This window comes from Allorhizobium borbori (assembly GCF_014196535.1).
Lineage (GTDB): Bacteria > Pseudomonadota > Alphaproteobacteria > Rhizobiales > Rhizobiaceae > Ectorhizobium > Ectorhizobium borbori.
Genome location: NZ_JACIDU010000003.1, coordinates 1 through 17710, shown reverse-complemented (window position 1 = coordinate 17710; position 17710 = coordinate 1). Strand labels below are relative to the sequence as shown.

The following is a 17710-nucleotide window of genomic DNA, read 5'->3' as shown; positions in this document are numbered from 1 at the left end:
CACCGCCCCGGCCGCGTGCTTGTGGCATGCAGAAAGCGGCGGTGTAAAGGCAAGCCCGCACCCATCGACAAAAAAGCCCGGCATTCCACCGGGCTTCTTTTGAAAATGGCAAATCGAACCCACCTCAATCGGCTGCGATCACCTGATCCATGACGCGCGCAGGTTCGGCACAACCAGCTTCACCCACCACACGGGCCGGCACACCGGCGACCGTCGTGCAGGCGGGAACCGGTTTCAGCACCACCGAGCCGGCAGCGACGCGCGAGCAGGCTCCGACCGTGATATTGCCGAGAATCTTGGCGCCCGCGCCAATCAGCACGCCGTTACCGATTTTCGGATGGCGGTCCGAATCGTCCTTGCCGGTGCCGCCAAGCGTCACGCCATGCAGGATGGACACATTGTCGCCGATGACCGCCGTTTCGCCCACCACGAGACCCGTCGCGTGATCGAGGAAAATACCCTTGCCGACACGGGCTGCGGGGTTGATATCCGTCTGGAAAACACCGGATGCGCGGCTCTGGAGATAGAGCGCGAAATCACGGCGACCGTTGTTCCAGAGCCAATGCGCCAACCGGTGTGTCTGGATCGCGTGGAAACCCTTGAAGTAAAGCACGGGCTCGAGGAAGCGCGTGCAGGCCGGGTCGCGATCATAGACGGCCTGAATATCGACACGCAGCACCGCACTCCATTCCGGCCAGTCTTCCAGCATCGACTGGAAGGCCTGTCGCAGCAGCGCCGCCGGCACGTCACGGTGGTGGAGGCGTTCGCAGATACGGAAAATAACGCATTCTTCCAGCGACCGGTGATTCAGCACGGTCGTGTAGATAAAGGCGGCGAGCAACGGATCGTTCTCGCTTGCCGCTTGCGCTTCTTGCCGCAGACTGTCCCAGATCGGGTCGATGGCCTTGATCTGGTCGTCGGCACGCAGTTCCGTTATTGCGACCATAGACGGTCTCCTCTTTTCCAAGTGTGCGGCATTATATAGGAAAAGCAGGGCAAAACACAAACGGAGGCGGGAATAAATGACCACAACGCAGGATTTCGCGGAAGGCAAGCTCGTGGCGGCGTGCGATGGAGGTATCGGCACGCTGACTTTTCATAACGAGCCGCGCAAGAATGCGATCACCGCCGCCATGTGGCGGGCCATTCCGCGTGCCCTGCATTTCCTGACGGTCGAGGCCGGAGCCCGCGTCATCATTCTCGCCGGCGCCGGCGGACAGGACTTTTCGGCAGGAGCGGACATTTCCGAATTCGAGACCGTGCGCAAGGATGCGGAAACCGCCCGCGCCTATGAACTGGAAAATAGCGCCGCTTTCCGCGCCATCCGCGCCGCCCGCGTGCCGACAATCGCGGCGATCCGCGGCATCTGCTATGGCGGGGGCTTCGGCATTGCCGCGGCCTGTGACATGCGCCTTGCGGATGAAACCGCGCGTTTCGCCATCCCCGCCGCCCGCCTTGGCCTGGCCTACCCGGCAGATGCCGTTCAAGACATATTGCTGGCGCTTGGCAACCAGACGACCCGAAAGCTGCTCTATACCGGCCTCCCGCTGACCGCCCGCGAACTGGAGCCATCCGGGTTCCTGCTCCAAATTGCCGATGGCGTCGAGGGACTTGAAAAGGAGGTCTTCACCATCGCCAGAGCAATCGCCGCCAACGCGCCAATCTCGCTCGCCGCCTCCAAGCTCGCCGTTCGCGCCGTGACCGAAAACGACAACGTGCTGATGAGCGAGGCGGAGGTTCTGGGCGCCTCGACCTTCGAAAGTGCTGATTATGCCGAAGGCCGCGCCGCCTTTGCCGAGCGCCGCAAGCCTGTTTTCAAGGGTGCATGATCGCTGTTTCTAGTTCGAAAGGCCGGCGTAAAAGTCCACGACACCGGCCTTGAACACCCGATCTCCCGTCGCCAGCATGTGATCGCGGTTGGGGATGTCGAGCGCCTTGGCGTTCGGCATCAGTACCGCCAGTGCCTCACCGGAACCGGCAATATCGTCCTTACTACCGACCGCCACCAGCGTCGGCGCTTCGATCTTCGCGATATCCTCACGGCTCACCAGATCGCGCGAGGTCGAGATGCAGGCGGCGAGCGCAAAGCGGTCACTTTTCGTCTGTTCGGCAAAGGCCCGGAACATGCGGCCACGCGCATGGGTCACATCGGCCAGAGACGGCGCAAGAAGCGCCTCGGCAATCGGGTCCCAGTCGCCCACCCCGTCGCACATGCCGATACCGAGCCCGCCGAACACCAGCGAAAGCACCCGTTCCGGATCGGAAATGGCGAGGAACGCCGAAATCCGCGCGCCCATCGAATAGCCCATGATGTGTGCGGACGGAATGCCGAGATGATCGAGCAAAGCCACCGCATCGCCCGCCATCATATCGGGGTGGTAGACCGCCGGATCATGCGGCTTCTCACTGGCGCCATGGCCACGATTGTCGAGCGCGATCACGCGGTAGCCGGCATCGCCGAGCGTCTTCAGCCATCCGGTATGAACCCAGTTGACGGTCGCGGACGAGGCAAACCCGTGAATGAGCAGTACCGGCGGGCCGGACGGATCGCCCTCATCGAAATAGGCAAGCGTCAGTCCGTCATTTTGAAAGCTGTTGAAGGCGGGGGGATTGAGATTCATCAATGCAGTCCTTTTTGCCGCGGACCATAAACGCTTTCACCATTCGGGGCCAAGCGGGAAGCTTTGCGATGATCGCAAATTCCGGTCGAAACGGCCCTACACATTTGCAGAGAAGGAGGCTAAACAGAATCTTCAGGACATCACCACCTTGCGGAGACCAGAATGGCAGGCCACAGCATTCCCCATTTCCAGAACGACGGCGGGCATCGCGTGATCGAGATCGGCGTGAAGGAATTCATGTGCACGGGCGCTTCCGTTCCCTATGATCACCCGCACATCTTCATCGATATGGGCGACGAGAACGAGAAGGTCTGTTCCTACTGTTCGACGCTCTATCGCTATAACCCGGCCCTGAAGGCGGACGAAACCGTTCCGCCCGGCTGCACCTTCCTTTTCGACGCCGCCTGATCCAGATCGTGCATGCAAGGTGTCGCGGCATCCAGGGCGGGCCGCGTCACAGAACAGGCAAGACCTATGGCCGTTGAACACGCCATTATTTCAGGTGCCGGCATTGCCGGCTTGAGCGCCGCCCTTTCCCTCGCCCAATCCGGCATCCGTTGTGACGTCTATGAAAAGGCGCCGCAATTGCTGGAAGTGGGCGCGGGTCTGCAGATTGCCCCCAACGCATCGCGCATCCTTTCGACGCTTGGCGTTCTGGCCGATCTCGAATCCGTTTGGAACGAGCCGGAGCGAATCGATCTTCTGTCCGGCACGTCGTTGAAACGGTTGGCGAGCGTTCCGGTCGGCGCCTATGCCCGCACCCGCTGGGGTGCGCCCTATGGCGTTCTTCACCGGTCAACATTGCAGCAGGCCCTTCTCTCCGCCGTGCTGCGGGAACCGCTGTGCAAACTACATCTCGGCACGACTGTCGATCCGGTTGCAGAAGCTCTGCCCGGCAGCGGCAAGCCGGAACTGGTGATCGGCGCGGATGGCGTCTGGTCGCGTATGCGCTCGGTCATTCCCTCCTGCCCCATTCCCGCCTTCTCGGGCAATATCGCCTGGCGCTTCACCGTGCCCGGCGGCAATGCCCCCTCCTTCCTCGATCTTTCCGCAGTCTCGGCTTTTCTCGGCCCGGATGCCCATATCGTCGCCTACCCGCTTTCGGAAATCGGCGGCTTCAATGTCGTCGCGATCACCGCTGGCAACTCACCCGGCGAGACATGGGACGCCGCCCCCGGCGACATCCGCCTCGACCTTCTGCTGCGACGTTTCGCGGGTTGGAGCCCGGATATCCGTAAAATGCTGGAGGCCGCGCATGAACCGCGCTTCTGGCCGCTCTATCAGGCTAGCGATGGTTACTGGCACAACGGCGTCGATACGGTACTGATCGGCGATGCAGCCCATGCCATGATGCCGTTTGCCGCGCAGGGTGCCGCCATGGCCATTGAAGATGCCTTTGAACTTGCGGCGGCCGTGCGTGTTCCGGGAACCGTTCCGGACGCCCTGAAGACGTTCGAAGCCAGGCGCAAACCGCGCATCGCCCGTGCCCGCAACCAGGCGGCGTTCAACCGCTTCGCCTATCATGCCACCGGCCCGGTTCGCATTGCCCGCGATATCGTCCTGTCGTTGCGTTCGCCGCAATCGCTCGGCCAGAGCTTCGACTGGCTCTTTGGCTACCGAGCGGCATAATAAGACGCGTTGAAAAAGGGCCGCCCACCGGGCGGCCCTTTTGCCTGATCAGAGCGCCTTCACCGCAGCAAAGCCGCGCTCGAGATCCCTTTGCAGATCCTCGACATTCTCGAGACCGATCTGGAGGCGGATGACCGGCCCTTCGGTCGGCCCCTTGGCAATGGTGCGATCGGCAAGGTTCACCGGAACGGCAAGGCTTTCGTACCCGCCCCAGGAATAGCCGAGGCCGAACAGCCGAAGGGCGTTCAGGAAGGCATGAGCACGCGGCGTGAAGTCCGCAGGCTTGTCCGTCTTCAACACAAAGGAGAACACGCCGCTCGAGCCTTTGAAATCCCGTTTCCAAATCGCGTGGCCCGGAAAGCTCGGCAACGCCGGATGGAGAACGCGCGCGACATCCTCATGGCTTTCCAGCCATCGGGCAATCGAAAGCGCGCTCTTCTGGTGATGCTCCAGCCTCACGCCCATCGTTCGCAAGCCACGTAAAACGAGGTAGGAATCTTCCGCCGCGCCACAAAGGCCCATATTGGTGTTCATCTCTTCCAGCGCTGACCAGTGCGCCTCATTGGCGGACACCGTTCCCATGAGGATGTCGGAATGACCGGCGGGATACTTCGTTGCCGCGTGGATGGAAATGTCGACGCCATGATCCAACGGCCTGAAATAAAGCGGTGTGGCCCATGTATTGTCCATCGTCACCACCGCGCCCTGCTGGTGGGCGACAGCCGAAATTGCCCCGACATCCTGCATCTCCATCGTATTGGAACCCGGAGCTTCCAGATGGACGAGCCGCGTATTCGGCTTTATCAGCGCCGCGATCCCTGCCCCGATCGCCGGTTCGTAATACTCGACGGTCACCCCCATGCGCTTCAGCACCGTGTTGCAGAAGCGACGCGTGGGCCAATAGACAGAATCGACAACCAGAGCGTGATCACCCGGCGACAGGAAGGTCAGGAACGGTACCGTCACCGCCGCAAGTCCCGACGACAGGATAAGGGTGCCCGCAGCCCCTTCCAACTCGTTTAGCGCATCGCACAGCGCATCCGTGGTCGGCGTGCCGTGTGTGCCATACGTATATTTCTGGTTTCCCGTCGCCATCGTCTCGCAATCGGGAAAAAGCACCGTCGAGGCGCGCACGATCGGCGGGTTCACGAAACCGTGAAAGCCAGCAGGGTCGGAACCGAGATGAGCCAGGCGCGTATCCGTTCCGGCGCCATCGAGCAGGGCATGTTTATCCGTCATGATGTGTGTCAAACCTTTGAGACTATGACCGTTCGGCTAATGTTGTGAGACGCGGCGGTGCCTGGGTCAAGCCCCTCGGCGTACCCGAAAGTACCTTCGATGAACGGATGGAATAATAATCAGTCGCTGCACGATTTCCAGATTTTTGCCCAAATTTTCACCGATGATTTTTATTTTTCCAGGTCAGTCAGGCAATTTGAAACGCCGACACTTGACCATCCCGCAAATTGTGAATGAGATAGCCAACGTTCGCGCCGGGAGGGCTGCGGGCCGACCGCAATCGCTTTGGATGCAGGGGAGCGGTCGTATTTAAGAACAAAACAATAGATAAAGGTTGGGAAAAAAATGAAGAAGACGCTTCTGTCCGCAGCGATTGGCGCAGCAGCACTTGGCGCAATGGCGCCTGCCGCTTCCGCTGCCACGCTGGATACTGTCAAGTCGAAGGGCTTCCTCCAGTGCGTCGTCAACTCCGGTCTTGCTGGCTTCGCCCAGCCTGATGCCGCCGGCAACTGGAACGGCTTCGACGTCGATTACTGCCGTGCAGTGGCCGCCGCCGTTTTCGGTGACGCCTCCAAGGTCAAGTTCACCCCCACGACCGCCCAGACCCGCTTCCCGGCTTTGCAGTCGGGCGAAGGTGATGTGCTTTTCCGCAACACGACCTGGACCATCAGCCGCGACACGGCGCTCGGTTTCAACTTCCGCGCCGTCAACTACTACGACGGTCAGGGCTTCATGGTCTCGAAGAAGCTCAACGTGAAGTCGGCTCTTGAACTTTCCGGCGCTGCCGTCTGCGTCCAGTCCGGCACCACGACCGAACTGAACCTTGCCGACTACTTCAAGGCCAACAACCTGCAGTACAACCCGGTCGTCTTCGAAAAGGTTGAAGAAGTGAATGCCGCTTACGCCGCTGGCCGTTGCGATGTCTACACGACCGACCAGTCCGGCCTCTATTCCATCCGCCTCGGCCTGGCAAACCCCGACGAACACGTCGTTCTGCCGGAAATCATCTCCAAGGAACCGCTTGGCCCGGCCGTCCGTCAGGGCGACGACCAGTGGTTCGACATCGTGTCCTGGACGCACTACGCACTCGTTCAGGCTGAAGAGTTCGGCATCACCAAGGCCAATATCGACGAGATCAAGGGTTCCACGACCAACCCGGACATCAAGCGCTTCCTCGGCATCGAGAAGGACTCCAAGATCGGCACCGACCTCGGCCTGACCAACGACTGGGCCTACAACATCATCAAGGCCGTCGGTAACTACGGCGAAGTCTTCGAACGCAACATCGGCGAAGGCAGCCCGCTGAAGATCCAGCGCGGCATCAACGCCCTGTGGTCGAAGGGTGGTCTCCAGTACGCACCGCCAATTCGCTAATAACGCCTTATGGTGCAAGGCGGCATGACGCCGCCTTGCACTCTGCCTCATAAGAACAACAAAGAGCGGCACATGCCGCCACATGGGGAAATGGCAAAATATGACAGAAAGCGCTAAAAATGCGCCGTCGAACGGACGAACGTTCGGTTCGCTGGTTTACGATCCCAAAGTTCGATCGATTTTCTTCCAGATATTCACCGCTGCCGTCTTCATCATTCTCGTCTGGATGATTTCCAACAACGTGGCCACCAACCTGGCCCGCAGCAACACGGCATCGGGTTTCGGCTTCCTGAGCAGTCGCGCCGGCTTCGACATCGGCGATTCTCTCATTCCCTACACGGCTGACTCGACCTACGGGCGGGCAATCTTCGTAGGCTTTCTCAACACCCTGCTGATTGCTTTCGTCGGCATCATTACTGCCACGATTATCGGCTTCGTCGTTGGTATCGGTCGCCTTTCGCACAATTGGCTGATTGCCAAGATCTGCACGGTCTATGTGGAAATCTTCCGCAATATTCCGCCGCTACTGGTCATCTTCTTTCTGTATGCTGGCGTGTTGCGTGCACTTCCGAACGTACGCGATTCCCTCGAGATTCCCGGCGTCCACATCTTCCTCAACAATCGCGGTCTCGTCTTCCCGAAACCCATCTGGGGCACGGGTGCCGAGTTCGTAGCGCTCGCACTGGTTCTTGCCATCGTCGCAACGATCGTCATCGCGAAATGGGCGACCAAGCGACAGATGGCAACGGGGCAGCAGTTCCCGACCTTCAAGGCCGGGCTTGCGCTCATTATCGGCCTGCCGCTGCTGGTTTTCGCGATCCTCGGCGCACCGCTGAGCTTCGACGTTCCCCAGGCGGGCCGCTTCAACCTGACGGGCGGTGCGACAGTCCTGCCGGAGTTCTTCGCGCTCTATGTCGCTCTGTCGCTCTACACCGGGTCATTCATAGCCGAAATCATCCGTGCCGGTATCCGCGGCGTGCCGAAGGGCCAGACGGAAGCGGCAACGGCGCTGGGCATCCAGCCTGCAACCACGACCCGCCTTGTGGTGGTGCCGCAGGCCATGCGCATCATCATCCCGCCGCTGACCAGCCAGTACCTCAACCTGACGAAGAACTCGTCGCTGGGTATTGCCATCGGCTTCCCCGATCTTGTCGCCACCGGTGGCACGACGCTGAATCAGACCGGTCAGGCCGTCGAGGTGGTTGCCATCTGGATGGTCGTATACCTGTCCATCAGCATCGCGTCATCGATGTTCATGAACTGGTTCAACGCCAAGATGGCATTGGTGGAAAGGTAAGGTCATGAGCACACATTCACCCGCTTTCGTTCGTGATCAGATGATCGTGGCCTCGCCACCGCCCACGAATGACACCAGCACCGCTGCCTGGATCAGGAAGAATCTCTTTGCGTCGCCGAAGGATACGATCCTGTCGCTTGTCGGCCTCGCGCTGCTGTTCATGATTATCCCCGGTGCGCTGAACTGGCTGTTCGTGCAGGCCTCCTGGGTCGGTTCGGACCGCTCCGTCTGCGCCACGATCGCCCAGGGCGGAGCCCAGCCGGACGGATGGACCGGCGCCTGCTGGGCCTTCGTCGGCGATCGCTTCCAGCAGTTCATTTTCGGTCGTTATCCGCTCGAAGAACGCTGGCGCCCGCTTCTGGTTGGCATCATGCTCATCGCGCTGCTGATCCCGATCCTCATTCCGAAGGCACCGCGCAAGGGTCTCAACGCGCTTCTTCTGTTCGTTGTATTCCCGATCGTGGCCTTCTTCCTGCTGAGCGGCAATTACTTCGGTCTTGCCCATGTCGAAACCCCGCTCTGGGGTGGCCTCATGGTCACGCTGATCCTGTCCTTCGTCGGGATTGCCGTTTCGCTGCCGCTGGGCATCGTTCTGGCGCTCGGGCGCCGGTCGCACATGCCCGTTGTGAGAATGCTCTGCATCGGCTTCATTGAAATCATCCGCGGCGTCCCGCTGATTACGGTTCTCTTCATGGCGAATGTCATGCTGCCGCTCTTCCTGCCTACCGGCTGGACGATCGACAACTTCTTTCGCGCACTGGTCGGTGTCGCCCTCTTCGCTTCTGCCTACATGGCGGAAGTAATCCGCGGCGGTCTTCAGGCCATCCCGAAGGGCCAGTCCGAAGGCGCCGATTCGCTTGGTCTCAGCTACTGGCAAAAAATCTGGCTGGTCGTCATGCCGCAGGCCATCAAGCTGGTTATCCCTGGCATCGTGAACACCTTCATCGGCCTGTTCAAGGACACGTCTCTGGTTTCGATCATCGGCATGTTCGACCTGCTGGGCATCGTGCAGCTCAACTTCCGCGATCCAAGCTGGATCACGCCCGTGACACCGATCACCGGCCTGATCTTCGCTGGCTTCATTTTCTGGATTTTCTGCTTCGGCATGTCGCGCTATTCCGGTTTCATGGAGCGCCATCTCGACACCGGGCACAAACGATAAAGTAAGGGGAAAAACATGGCAGAAGTCCAACCCGCAAACCTGACCGTCTCATCCACGGATGTCGCTGTCGAGATCATCGGTATGAACAAGTGGTACGGCGAATTCCACGTCCTCCGCGATATCAACCTGAAGGTCATGCGCGGCGAGCGTATCGTCATTGCCGGCCCGTCCGGCTCCGGCAAGTCAACCATGATCCGTTGCATCAACCGTCTGGAAGAGCACCAGTCGGGCAACATCTTCGTTGAAGGCACGGAACTGACGAACGACCTCAAGAAGATTGATGAAGTGCGCCGGGAAGTCGGCATGGTGTTCCAGCATTTCAACCTCTTCCCGCACCTCACCATTCTGGAAAACTGCACGCTTGCGCCCATATGGGTCCGCAAGATGCCGAAGAAGGAAGCTGAGGAAATCGCGATGCACTACCTCAAGCGCGTCAAGATTCCGGAGCAGGCACACAAATATCCCGGCCAGCTTTCCGGTGGTCAGCAACAGCGCGTGGCCATCGCCCGCTCGCTGTGCATGAAGCCGAAGATCATGCTCTTCGACGAGCCGACCTCGGCACTCGACCCGGAAATGGTCAAGGAAGTTCTGGATACCATGGTGAGCCTTGCAGAAGAGGGCATGACCATGCTGTGCGTCACGCATGAAATGGGCTTTGCCCGTCAGGTCGCCAACCGCGTTATCTTCATGGACCAGGGCCAGATCGTCGAACAGAACTCGCCGGCCGAATTCTTCGACAATCCGCAGCATGAACGCACTCGACTGTTCCTCAGCCAGATCCTGCACTGATCCAACGCTGGATAATTCGAGGAAAAGGGGGCGAGAGCCCCCTTTTTTACGTTGCGCGTAAGGCAACGCCTACATTCACCAGAATTATGAAATTGATACGTTATATAAATTTGCGCGACAGAATGACGCGCGTAATCTGGCAACGTTGAAGACAACGCTCCAGAGGAAAAATCATAATGTCGTTCAAGATTGCGGCCATTGCCGCCAACCTCCTTTTTGCGGCCGTCGTGGCGGTTTCGCCGGCGCAGGCAGACACACTCAAGCTCAAAATTGCCACCGAAGGCGCCTACCCGCCCTTCAACGCCGTCGATGCCTCCGGCCAGTTGATCGGCTTCGACGTCGACATTGCAAAGGCGCTGTGCGCCGAAATGAAAGCCGAATGCGAACTCGTGGCGCAGGAATGGGACGGCATCATTCCGGGCCTGCTCGCCAAGAAATACGACGTTATCGTCGCTTCCATGTTCATCACGGAGGAACGCAAGGAAAAGGTCGCCTTCACCAAGCCCTATTACAAGGCGGCCATGACCTATGTCATGAAGAAGGGCGCCGATACCTCCGTGCTCGACAAGCCGGATCTCGGCGGCAAATCAGTCGGCGTTCAGGCCGGGACCACCCAGGCCAGCTATGTCGAGGCCGCGCACGCAAAGGCCGACCTCAAACAATATCCGACCCAGGACGAAGTGAACCTCGACCTCGCGGGCGGTCGTCTCGACATTCAGGTTGGCGATCTCGTGCCGATGCTGGAATGGACCGAAAAGACCAAGGATGGCGCCTGCTGCGAACTCGTCGGCAAGCCGATCACCGATCCGAAGTATGTCGGCGAAGGCGTCGGCATGGCGATCCGCAAGGAAGACACCGCCCTTCAGGCCAAACTGAATGCCGCGCTGGATGCCATTGTCGCCAACGGCGTCTACAAGTCGATCAACGACAAGTACTTCTCCCTCGACATCTACAAGATGCAGTAACCGCATTCGCTTCCGGGCGGCGTTTTCGCGCCGTCCGGGACCTTGCTCAGCCCTCCCCGACGGCGACCATCCATGACATCCCATATCCTTGTGCTCGGCGCGGGCATTGTCGGCGTCAGCATTGCTCTCCATCTGCAGGAACGCGGCGAGACCGTGACGCTGATTGATCGCAGCGAACCCGGTGAGGGTGCAAGCTTCGGCAATGCCGGGCTGATCGAGCGCTGCAGCGTCATTCCCTATGCCATTCCGCGGGACTGGCGCTCGCTGCTCGCCCATGCCTCGAACCGCAACGCCGCCGTGCATTACGCACCCTCCTTCCTCCCAAGAATTGCGCCATGGCTCTGGGCCTACTGGCAATCGTCGCGCAGCGAACGGCTGACGAAGATCGCCGGTGAACTCCTGCCACTGCTCGAAGCCTGCCTTACCGAGCACGAACGACTGGTGGAGGCGGCCGGGCTCAATCATCTCCTCAAGCGCGATGGCTGGGTGGAGGTCATTCGCAGCATCGCTGGTATGGAGGACGCAACCCGACGGGTGTCGACCCTTGGCACGGACTACGGCCTGAGCGCGGACCTTCTGGATCGTCCCGCCCTGCATCGCCTGGAACCCGCTCTGATGGCCGCAGCCATCGGTGCCATCCACTGGCGTGATCCATTCACCGTTTCCGATCCCGGGGCCCTGACGAAAGGCTATGCCGCCCTCTTCGAACGACGAGGCGGCACAATCCTGCGGGAAGCCGTGAAGTCTGTAGCCCCGTCAGGCAAGAGGTGGCGTGTCACCACCGCACAGAGCAGCCATAACGCCGAACGGATTGTGATAGCGCTGGGCGCACGCTCCAACGACCTTCTCGCGCCGCTTGGCCTGCGGGTGCCGCTGGTGGCGAAGCGCGGTCACCATCTTCATTATCGCAGCGATACGGGCGCGACGCTCAATCACGCCATACTGGATGAACAGATCGGCTATGTGCTTGCGCCCATGACTGACGGCATCCGACTGACGACCGGCGTTGAACTCGCCCCGCCCGATGCGCCGGCGAACCGTGTGCAGATCAACCGCTGCGAGGCGCGCGCGAGAGAATTATTCCCACTCGGTGAACCGGTTGAATCCGAACCGTGGCTCGGGTTGCGCCCGGCCATGCCGGACATGAAACCGGTCATCGGCGATGCCCCCGGCCATCCCGGTCTCTGGCTTGCCTTCGGCCATGCCCATCACGGCCTGACGCTCGGCCCTGCCACGGGTCGTCTGCTCGCCGAAATGATGACCGGCGGCAAGCCTTTCGCCGATCCCCGGCCTTTCGACATCCGCCGCTTTCTCTGATAAAGCAAAGCCGGGCTCCATCGGGCGAACGGCATGCGCAACGAGCGATTTTTGAGAGATCTCGACTGGAACCTGATCTTCATCTTTCAGGTAATCGTTGAGGCTGGCGGCATCACCGCAGCGGCGGAACGTCTGCTGCGCACGCAGCCGAGTGTGTCGAATGCGCTAAGCCGTCTCGAGACGTCGGTGGGCCACCGGCTGATTCATCGCGCGCGCGGCACCTTCCGTCTCACGGAATATGGTCAACTCTTCCGTGAGGAAACACTGCGGGTCGTGCACGGTGTCGAACGGATTGCGCAGATGGCCGGCGATTCCGCCGAACCCAATCGCTATCTGCACCTTCTACTGGCCAATCAGATCGATAGCCCCCTGTTCGACAAGGCACTGGCAACCTTTCACGCGCGCCATCCCGGCGTGAAAATCGAAATCGAGGTCGCCCCCTCCGGCATCGTCGTCGAGCGTGTGCGCGGCGGCGAGGTGGCGATCGGTATCTGCATTCTCAATCGCGCCCTGCCCGATCTCGCATGTCGCTATCTCGGCTCAACCCGCATGGGGTTCTATTGTGGCCGTCGCCACCCGCTCTTCGGTCGCGAAGGGCTGACACTCGATGATCTTGATGCCCACAACTACATCTCGTTCGAGAGCGACCATCTGGAAGCCGGGCTCGACGCAGTCGCACGCGTCGGTATCGGTAATCGCTTTCGCGACAACCGCATTGCCAGCTCCGCCAATGATGAGGAAATTCTGCGCCTGATCGAGGCAGGCATCGGCTTTGGCCCGCTCAACGTCTCCATGGGCACGCTGTATGTCCAAGCCGGACGTCTCTGGTCCCTGCCGCCCTACGACGACCTCCCGACGGTCAGAAACTATGTGCTGACAAACCCGACTCAACTACTCACCCGCGAGGATGCCACCTTCATTGAAGTACTGGAAAGCCTGCGCGAATCGGAGACACAGGATGATGAAGGCGCCTGAAACAAAGAAAATAGAGTATTAAAATCAAACACTTGAGCGCTGGCGACCCCTGAAGGACTCGAACCTTCGACAACCTGCTTAGAAGGCAGGTGCTCTATCCAGCTGAGCTAAGGGGCCAAACAGAAGCGAGCGGAGCGTTTGCGCCCCGCCCCGGAAACCAGACGCAGCGGCAACGTTCAATGCGTCCAGGGCTGCGTGCGGGTAAAGCGAAAGTTGTCGGTGTAAGACAGGCTTTTCGGCGTCGTTTCCTTCGGCAGGATAACGCGGTATTCGATGCCCTTTCGCTTGGCATATTCTTCTGCCTGCTCCTGGGATTCGAAGGTCAGCTTCACCTGCTGTAGCATGTCACTGGACGACGTATAACCAAACACCGGATCAACCTTGCGCGGTGCGGACTGGTCGAACTCGAGAACCCAGAGATTCGTTTTCGCCTTGCCGGACTGCATGGCTGTCTTGGCGGGTCTGTAAATCTTGGCGGACATTCTTGCTCCGTAATACCCCAAAAAGGGCGAACCTCGCCCGTGCGACTTCGCTGCCTCTCCAGGCGAAACCGCCTTTTCATCGACGTGGTCGGAGTGGAGAGATTCGAACTCCCGACCCTCTGGTCCCAAACCAGATGCGCTACCAGACTGCGCTACACTCCGTCACTGACGATGACGCGGAGATACACGCTTCGATCCTTGACTTCAACTCCTAACATCCCGTTTGCAGCAGTGAATTTCAACCCCATCCAACATTCAGTCAGTCGCTTTTTTCAATTGGGCCAAATCAACACGGCTTCCGACCCCGATTCCAAGGCGTCGCGCGGTGCCTGCGTTGAGTTCCAGCACATAGCGAACCTCACCGCCGGACGAGATCAGGTCTTCAGAAAAGGGAACGGCATTTTCCCGGACTTGCCGCGTCATCCCCGCCTCATCAATAAACAGCATATCGAGCGGCAGGACCGTGTTTTTCATCCACATGGTCACCAATCGCGATTCGCCGAAGTCGAACAACATGCCGTGATCGACCGGCATGGACTTCCTGTGCATCAGACCGCGCATGCGCTGCGAATCATCGATAGCCAGTTCAACGGAAAAGGAAACGTGCCGACCATCGTTCGTGCGAATCGACAGATGGCCCTTGCCAAATGTGACATCATCGGCGGCAAACGCGCCTGCACACAACAATGAAAAAAGCGCCACGAGGGCGCTTTTTCGATAAATCTCTACCAACAAGCCGAACATAAGCGGCATCTCCGAATGGATCAGTGGGCCCGGCTGATCGGTGCCGGATTATCCGGATGGATTTCCGCAGCCATCAGTCCTTTGTCGCCATCGCCATAGCGCACAAGAACCACCTGGCCAGGACGCAATTCGGCAAGGCCAAAACGGCGGAGCGTTTCCATATGGATGAAAATGTCTTCCGTGCCCTCGCCGCGCGTCAGGAAGCCGAAGCCCTTGGTACGGTTGAACCACTTCACGATCACCCGCTCGAGGCCGCTCGTCGGCGTAACCTGAACATGCGTGCGAACTGGCGGAAGCTGAGAAGGATGAACGGCCGTCGATTGATCCATCGAGAGTATGCGGAAAGCCTGGAAACCCCGGTCACGCCGCTGGACAAGCGCCACGATGCGCGTTCCCTCGAGAATGGTCTGGTAACCGTCGCGGCGCAGGCAGCTCACATGAAGCAGCACATCCTGCATGCCGTTATCGGGAATGATGAAGCCGAAACCCTTCGCGACATCAAACCACTTCACGACGCCGGTGATTTCGATCAGTTCAACCGGATCGCTCACGAAATCCTCGAAACTGTCGACCCCCTTCGATGACATTCTATCCGCCATATCCTGTCAGCCCCTCGATTACGCTTCACATTCACACGGTCAACTGATTCCTGAGCGCTAGATTAACATCGGGTTAATGGAGCAGCGCAAGCCCTAGTTTCCGTTTTACCGATTCGCATGGTTTCAGCCGTGGCTTGCACCGACCTAGCGTCGAGGGCATAAATTCCGCCATCACTGCCCAAAACCAAAGGGAAACAGCCATGCGCTACCTGCACACGATGGTTCGCGTCAAAGACCTCGACGCCGCCTTGCACTTTTACGTCACCGTTTTCGGCCTTGTGGAAGTCCGGCGAGTGGAAAACGAGAAAGGTCGCTTCACGCTCGTCTTCCTCGCCGCTCCCGGCGATTCGAACCGGGCCGCGGCCGAAAAGGCACCCTGCCTCGAACTCACCTATAACTGGGACACGGAAGATTATACAGGCGGACGCAACTTCGGTCATCTCGCCTATGAGGTTGAGGACATCTACGCCTTCTGTACCCGCCTTCAGGGGAACGGCGTCATTATCAACCGCCCGCCACGGGACGGCTACATGGCTTTTGTGCGCTCTCCCGACGGCATTTCCATTGAAATTTTACAGCAGGGCGAGGCACTGGCACCGAGCGAACCCTGGGCCTCCATGACCAACACCGGCACCTGGTAAAGACACTCGCCGGGCGAATGCCACGCGCAAGGACGCCCGGCTATTTTCCCCGCAATCGTTCCGGTCCATCGGAGCGGTGGAACGTTATGGGGAAAATCATGTTCGATATGACATCGACAGGCCGCGCCCTCACCCGCTTGTCCCTGATGGTGATGCTCGCTGGAATGCCACTGACCGGCTGCAAGACAATTTCTTTCAAAAATGACAAGACCGCGGCGATCGAGACCGACGATCCGGAATCGATGGTCGACGTGGCTATGGACGACAGCAAGGCAAAGGCACCGCCGAAAGGAGCGCCCCGCAGCGGAACGGCCTATGTCGATCCCTACGTGTCCACCAATGGCGCGCAGGTCGCCGCCGATACGCCGCCCCAAACGCTGCCGGGCTCGGAAGAGCCGGCCAATATCGGTGGCTTGACTACGCAGCCGACGGGTATCAATGCCAACCGTGCCAGCATCTTTTCATCGGGCACGATCGCAGCCCCTGAGGCCGCGCCCCATGGGCCTGACGGTGCCGTTCTGCCCGCATCGGCCTATGGCCCGGCACCCGGCGTCAACGCAACGCTCTACAGCGTTTATGGCAAGGGGAACGCACCGACCGGCGCACCACCGCCGCCGCTGGATTAACCTATCCTTATGTTTTCCAAGAACGTTCTCACCTGATCGCCGTCCATACACAGACGGCGATTTTTTCTTGAAAGATGCAAATTGCCGCTTGCGCTCTCCCATGGGGCTGACTATAAGGCCGCTCACACGCGCCCTTCGTCTATCGGTTAGGACGTCAGATTTTCATTCTGAAAAGAGGGGTTCGACTCCCCTAGGGCGTGCCACTCCCGAACAAAAGAGAGAACCGCAGGCGGCGTTTTGCCGAGGCCTTGCGATGTGGCCTTTGCAATGATCGATTTCGATCCGCTGATCCTGATCTCATCGTCCTTCACGCTAACTTCCCGCATGATCATCCTGGCATAAGCTTGCCGAAACTCCGGCGTGCCACTGGTAAGTTTTTCGCGAAGCAGTCTGACGATCCGTTCAATTTTCTCCGAGTTGATCTCCGGTTCGCTGGACGACAGGCGCTGCTGAATCTCCGTTATCTCCACCGACAATTCGTCACGCTGGAGCTTTAATCCAAGCAGGCGCTCTTTCAGCGTGGGGTCTTCCGCCTCCATCAAACCGCTCTCGACCAGCGAGAGCAATCTCGCCAGTGCCGCCTGGGCATCACGGTGCTTCTGTCGCAGACGATCAATCTCGTGCTTGTTCCTGTCGGCCCGCTCATCAGCAGATTTCAGATAGGCGTCGAGCAGCGTGATCAGGCGCTCCGGTTTTAGAACATGCTCCAGGATTTCGCCGATGACGATGTCATCAAGGCGGTCCATCCGCATCCGGATGCCCCGGCAGGACAAGGCACCTTCCTTGAGCTTACGGGAGCAGCAGTAATAGGCGTATGTGCCGCCTTTTCCGGTATTCTTGATCAGGGCCGCCCCACAATAGCCACAGCGCGCGACACCGGCCAGCAGTGTGGGACCATTCACAACCCTTGGCGCCACACGCATCGGACTGCGGCTCTGCAGAAGCCCCTGAACTGATGTAAACGTCTGTTCGCTAATGATCGCGGGGACGGAAAGCTCGATCCATTGCGATGGCGGACGAGGCTTTTTGTTACGAGTGTCGTATCTGTTGAAATAGTGCCGTCCGACATAGGTGGTCGAGGTGAGAATGTCGTGGATGCTGCCGGTCGAGAAGCGAACACCGCGGCGCTTGATGGTGCGTTCGTTCAGATGGGTAGCTGTTGATTGCCACTGAGAACTGACCCGGCGTTTCCACCGAGAATTGACCCGCGTGTTAGGTATGTTTCGGGTCTGCGGTCGTGGTCAAGTTCC

At 59.5% G+C, this 17710-nt stretch carries 18 protein-coding genes, 3 tRNA genes and 1 pseudogene; 13 read left to right on the top strand and 9 right to left on the bottom strand.

The genetic code is table 11. The features are described 5' to 3' along the window. Positions 1-124: 124 nt before the first annotated feature. Positions 125-946: a serine O-acetyltransferase gene (cysE, locus tag GGQ66_RS04100; protein WP_183789705.1), complete on the bottom strand. Its 822-nt coding sequence runs from the start codon at positions 944-946 to the stop codon at positions 125-127. Between the two features lie 76 nt (positions 947-1022). On the opposite strand from cysE, the gene GGQ66_RS04095 reads away from it, so the two are divergent. Further along, positions 1023-1829 (top strand): enoyl-CoA hydratase-related protein, encoded by an 807-nt coding sequence (locus tag GGQ66_RS04095; protein ID WP_183789703.1) that lies wholly within the window; start codon positions 1023-1025, stop codon positions 1827-1829. 9 nt (positions 1830-1838) lie between these two features. On the opposite strand, the gene GGQ66_RS04090 is transcribed toward GGQ66_RS04095, so the two are convergent. After that, positions 1839-2621, bottom strand: coding sequence for an alpha/beta fold hydrolase (locus GGQ66_RS04090; RefSeq protein ID WP_183789702.1), 783 nt, complete (start codon positions 2619-2621; stop codon positions 1839-1841). Between the two features lie 162 nt (positions 2622-2783). Here GGQ66_RS04090 and GGQ66_RS04085 point away from each other — a divergent pair, with 162 nt between their 5' ends. After that, positions 2784-3029 carry a zinc-finger domain-containing protein gene (locus GGQ66_RS04085; protein WP_183789700.1) on the top strand — a complete coding sequence of 82 codons (246 nt, stop codon included), beginning with the start codon at positions 2784-2786 and terminating at the stop codon, positions 3027-3029. Positions 3030-3095: 66 nt separating this feature from the next. Then, the gene (locus GGQ66_RS04080) at positions 3096-4250 is read left to right on the top strand and encodes an FAD-dependent monooxygenase (RefSeq protein ID WP_183789698.1); all 1155 of its coding nucleotides are present in this window, start codon (positions 3096-3098) and stop codon (positions 4248-4250) included. Positions 4251-4298: 48 nt separating this feature from the next. On the opposite strand, the gene GGQ66_RS04075 is transcribed toward GGQ66_RS04080, so the two are convergent. Continuing rightward, positions 4299-5489, bottom strand: coding sequence for a cystathionine beta-lyase (locus tag GGQ66_RS04075; protein WP_183789696.1), 1191 nt, complete (start codon positions 5487-5489; stop codon positions 4299-4301). Between the two features lie 345 nt (positions 5490-5834). Here GGQ66_RS04075 and GGQ66_RS04070 point away from each other — a divergent pair, with 345 nt between their 5' ends. The 7 genes from GGQ66_RS04070 to GGQ66_RS04040 all read left to right on the top strand — a co-directional run bounded on the left by GGQ66_RS04070 (position 5835) and on the right by GGQ66_RS04040 (position 13368). Continuing rightward, a complete protein-coding gene (locus tag GGQ66_RS04070) occupies positions 5835-6863 on the top strand; it encodes an amino acid ABC transporter substrate-binding protein (protein WP_183789694.1) in 1029 nt (342 codons plus the stop codon). A 100-nt stretch (positions 6864-6963) separates the two neighbouring features. Then, positions 6964-8160, top strand: coding sequence for an amino acid ABC transporter permease (locus GGQ66_RS04065; protein ID WP_183789692.1), 1197 nt, complete (start codon positions 6964-6966; stop codon positions 8158-8160). A 4-nt stretch (positions 8161-8164) separates the two neighbouring features. After that, positions 8165-9322, top strand: a complete 1158-nt coding sequence (locus GGQ66_RS04060; RefSeq protein WP_183789690.1) for an amino acid ABC transporter permease — start codon at positions 8165-8167, stop codon at positions 9320-9322. A gap of 15 nt (positions 9323-9337) precedes the next feature. Beyond that, on the top strand, positions 9338-10111 hold the full coding sequence (locus tag GGQ66_RS04055; protein WP_183789688.1) for an amino acid ABC transporter ATP-binding protein: 774 nt from the start codon (positions 9338-9340) through the stop codon (positions 10109-10111). Positions 10112-10287: 176 nt separating this feature from the next. Then, positions 10288-11076, top strand: a complete 789-nt coding sequence (locus GGQ66_RS04050) for a lysine/arginine/ornithine ABC transporter substrate-binding protein (RefSeq protein ID WP_183789686.1) — start codon at positions 10288-10290, stop codon at positions 11074-11076. A 72-nt stretch (positions 11077-11148) separates the two neighbouring features. Next, complete coding sequence (locus GGQ66_RS04045; RefSeq protein ID WP_183789684.1) at positions 11149-12393, top strand: NAD(P)/FAD-dependent oxidoreductase; 1245 nt, start codon at positions 11149-11151, stop codon at positions 12391-12393. A gap of 33 nt (positions 12394-12426) precedes the next feature. Further along, entirely contained in the window at positions 12427-13368 is a 942-nt protein-coding gene (locus GGQ66_RS04040) for a LysR family transcriptional regulator (RefSeq protein ID WP_183789682.1), read from the top strand. A 40-nt stretch (positions 13369-13408) separates the two neighbouring features. On the opposite strand, the gene GGQ66_RS04035 is transcribed toward GGQ66_RS04040, so the two are convergent. The 5 genes from GGQ66_RS04035 to GGQ66_RS04015 form a co-directional block, all read right to left on the bottom strand. Next, positions 13409-13485 (bottom strand) — tRNA-Arg (locus GGQ66_RS04035). Between the two features lie 59 nt (positions 13486-13544). Further along, positions 13545-13850 (bottom strand): ETC complex I subunit, encoded by a 306-nt coding sequence (locus GGQ66_RS04030; RefSeq protein ID WP_183789680.1) that lies wholly within the window; start codon positions 13848-13850, stop codon positions 13545-13547. 85 nt (positions 13851-13935) lie between these two features. Continuing rightward, positions 13936-14012: transfer RNA gene (locus tag GGQ66_RS04025), tRNA-Pro, on the bottom strand. Positions 14013-14105: 93 nt separating this feature from the next. After that, positions 14106-14594 carry a DUF192 domain-containing protein gene (locus tag GGQ66_RS04020; RefSeq protein ID WP_183789678.1) on the bottom strand — a complete coding sequence of 163 codons (489 nt, stop codon included), beginning with the start codon at positions 14592-14594 and terminating at the stop codon, positions 14106-14108. Positions 14595-14614: 20 nt separating this feature from the next. Next, complete coding sequence (locus tag GGQ66_RS04015) at positions 14615-15193, bottom strand: cold-shock protein (RefSeq protein WP_183789676.1); 579 nt, start codon at positions 15191-15193, stop codon at positions 14615-14617. A gap of 200 nt (positions 15194-15393) precedes the next feature. Here GGQ66_RS04015 and GGQ66_RS04010 point away from each other — a divergent pair, with 200 nt between their 5' ends. From GGQ66_RS04010 to GGQ66_RS04000, 3 genes are all read left to right on the top strand, one after another. After that, a complete protein-coding gene (locus GGQ66_RS04010) occupies positions 15394-15834 on the top strand; it encodes a VOC family protein (protein ID WP_183789674.1) in 441 nt (146 codons plus the stop codon). A 98-nt stretch (positions 15835-15932) separates the two neighbouring features. Beyond that, positions 15933-16460 (top strand): hypothetical protein, encoded by a 528-nt coding sequence (locus GGQ66_RS04005; RefSeq protein WP_183789672.1) that lies wholly within the window; start codon positions 15933-15935, stop codon positions 16458-16460. 128 nt (positions 16461-16588) lie between these two features. Further along, positions 16589-16663 (top strand) — tRNA-Glu (locus tag GGQ66_RS04000). A gap of 519 nt (positions 16664-17182) precedes the next feature. Here GGQ66_RS04000 and GGQ66_RS23350 read toward each other — a convergent pair. After that, positions 17183-17680: pseudogene (locus tag GGQ66_RS23350) on the bottom strand (recombinase family protein); the annotation flags it as partial. Positions 17681-17710 lie beyond the last annotated feature (30 nt).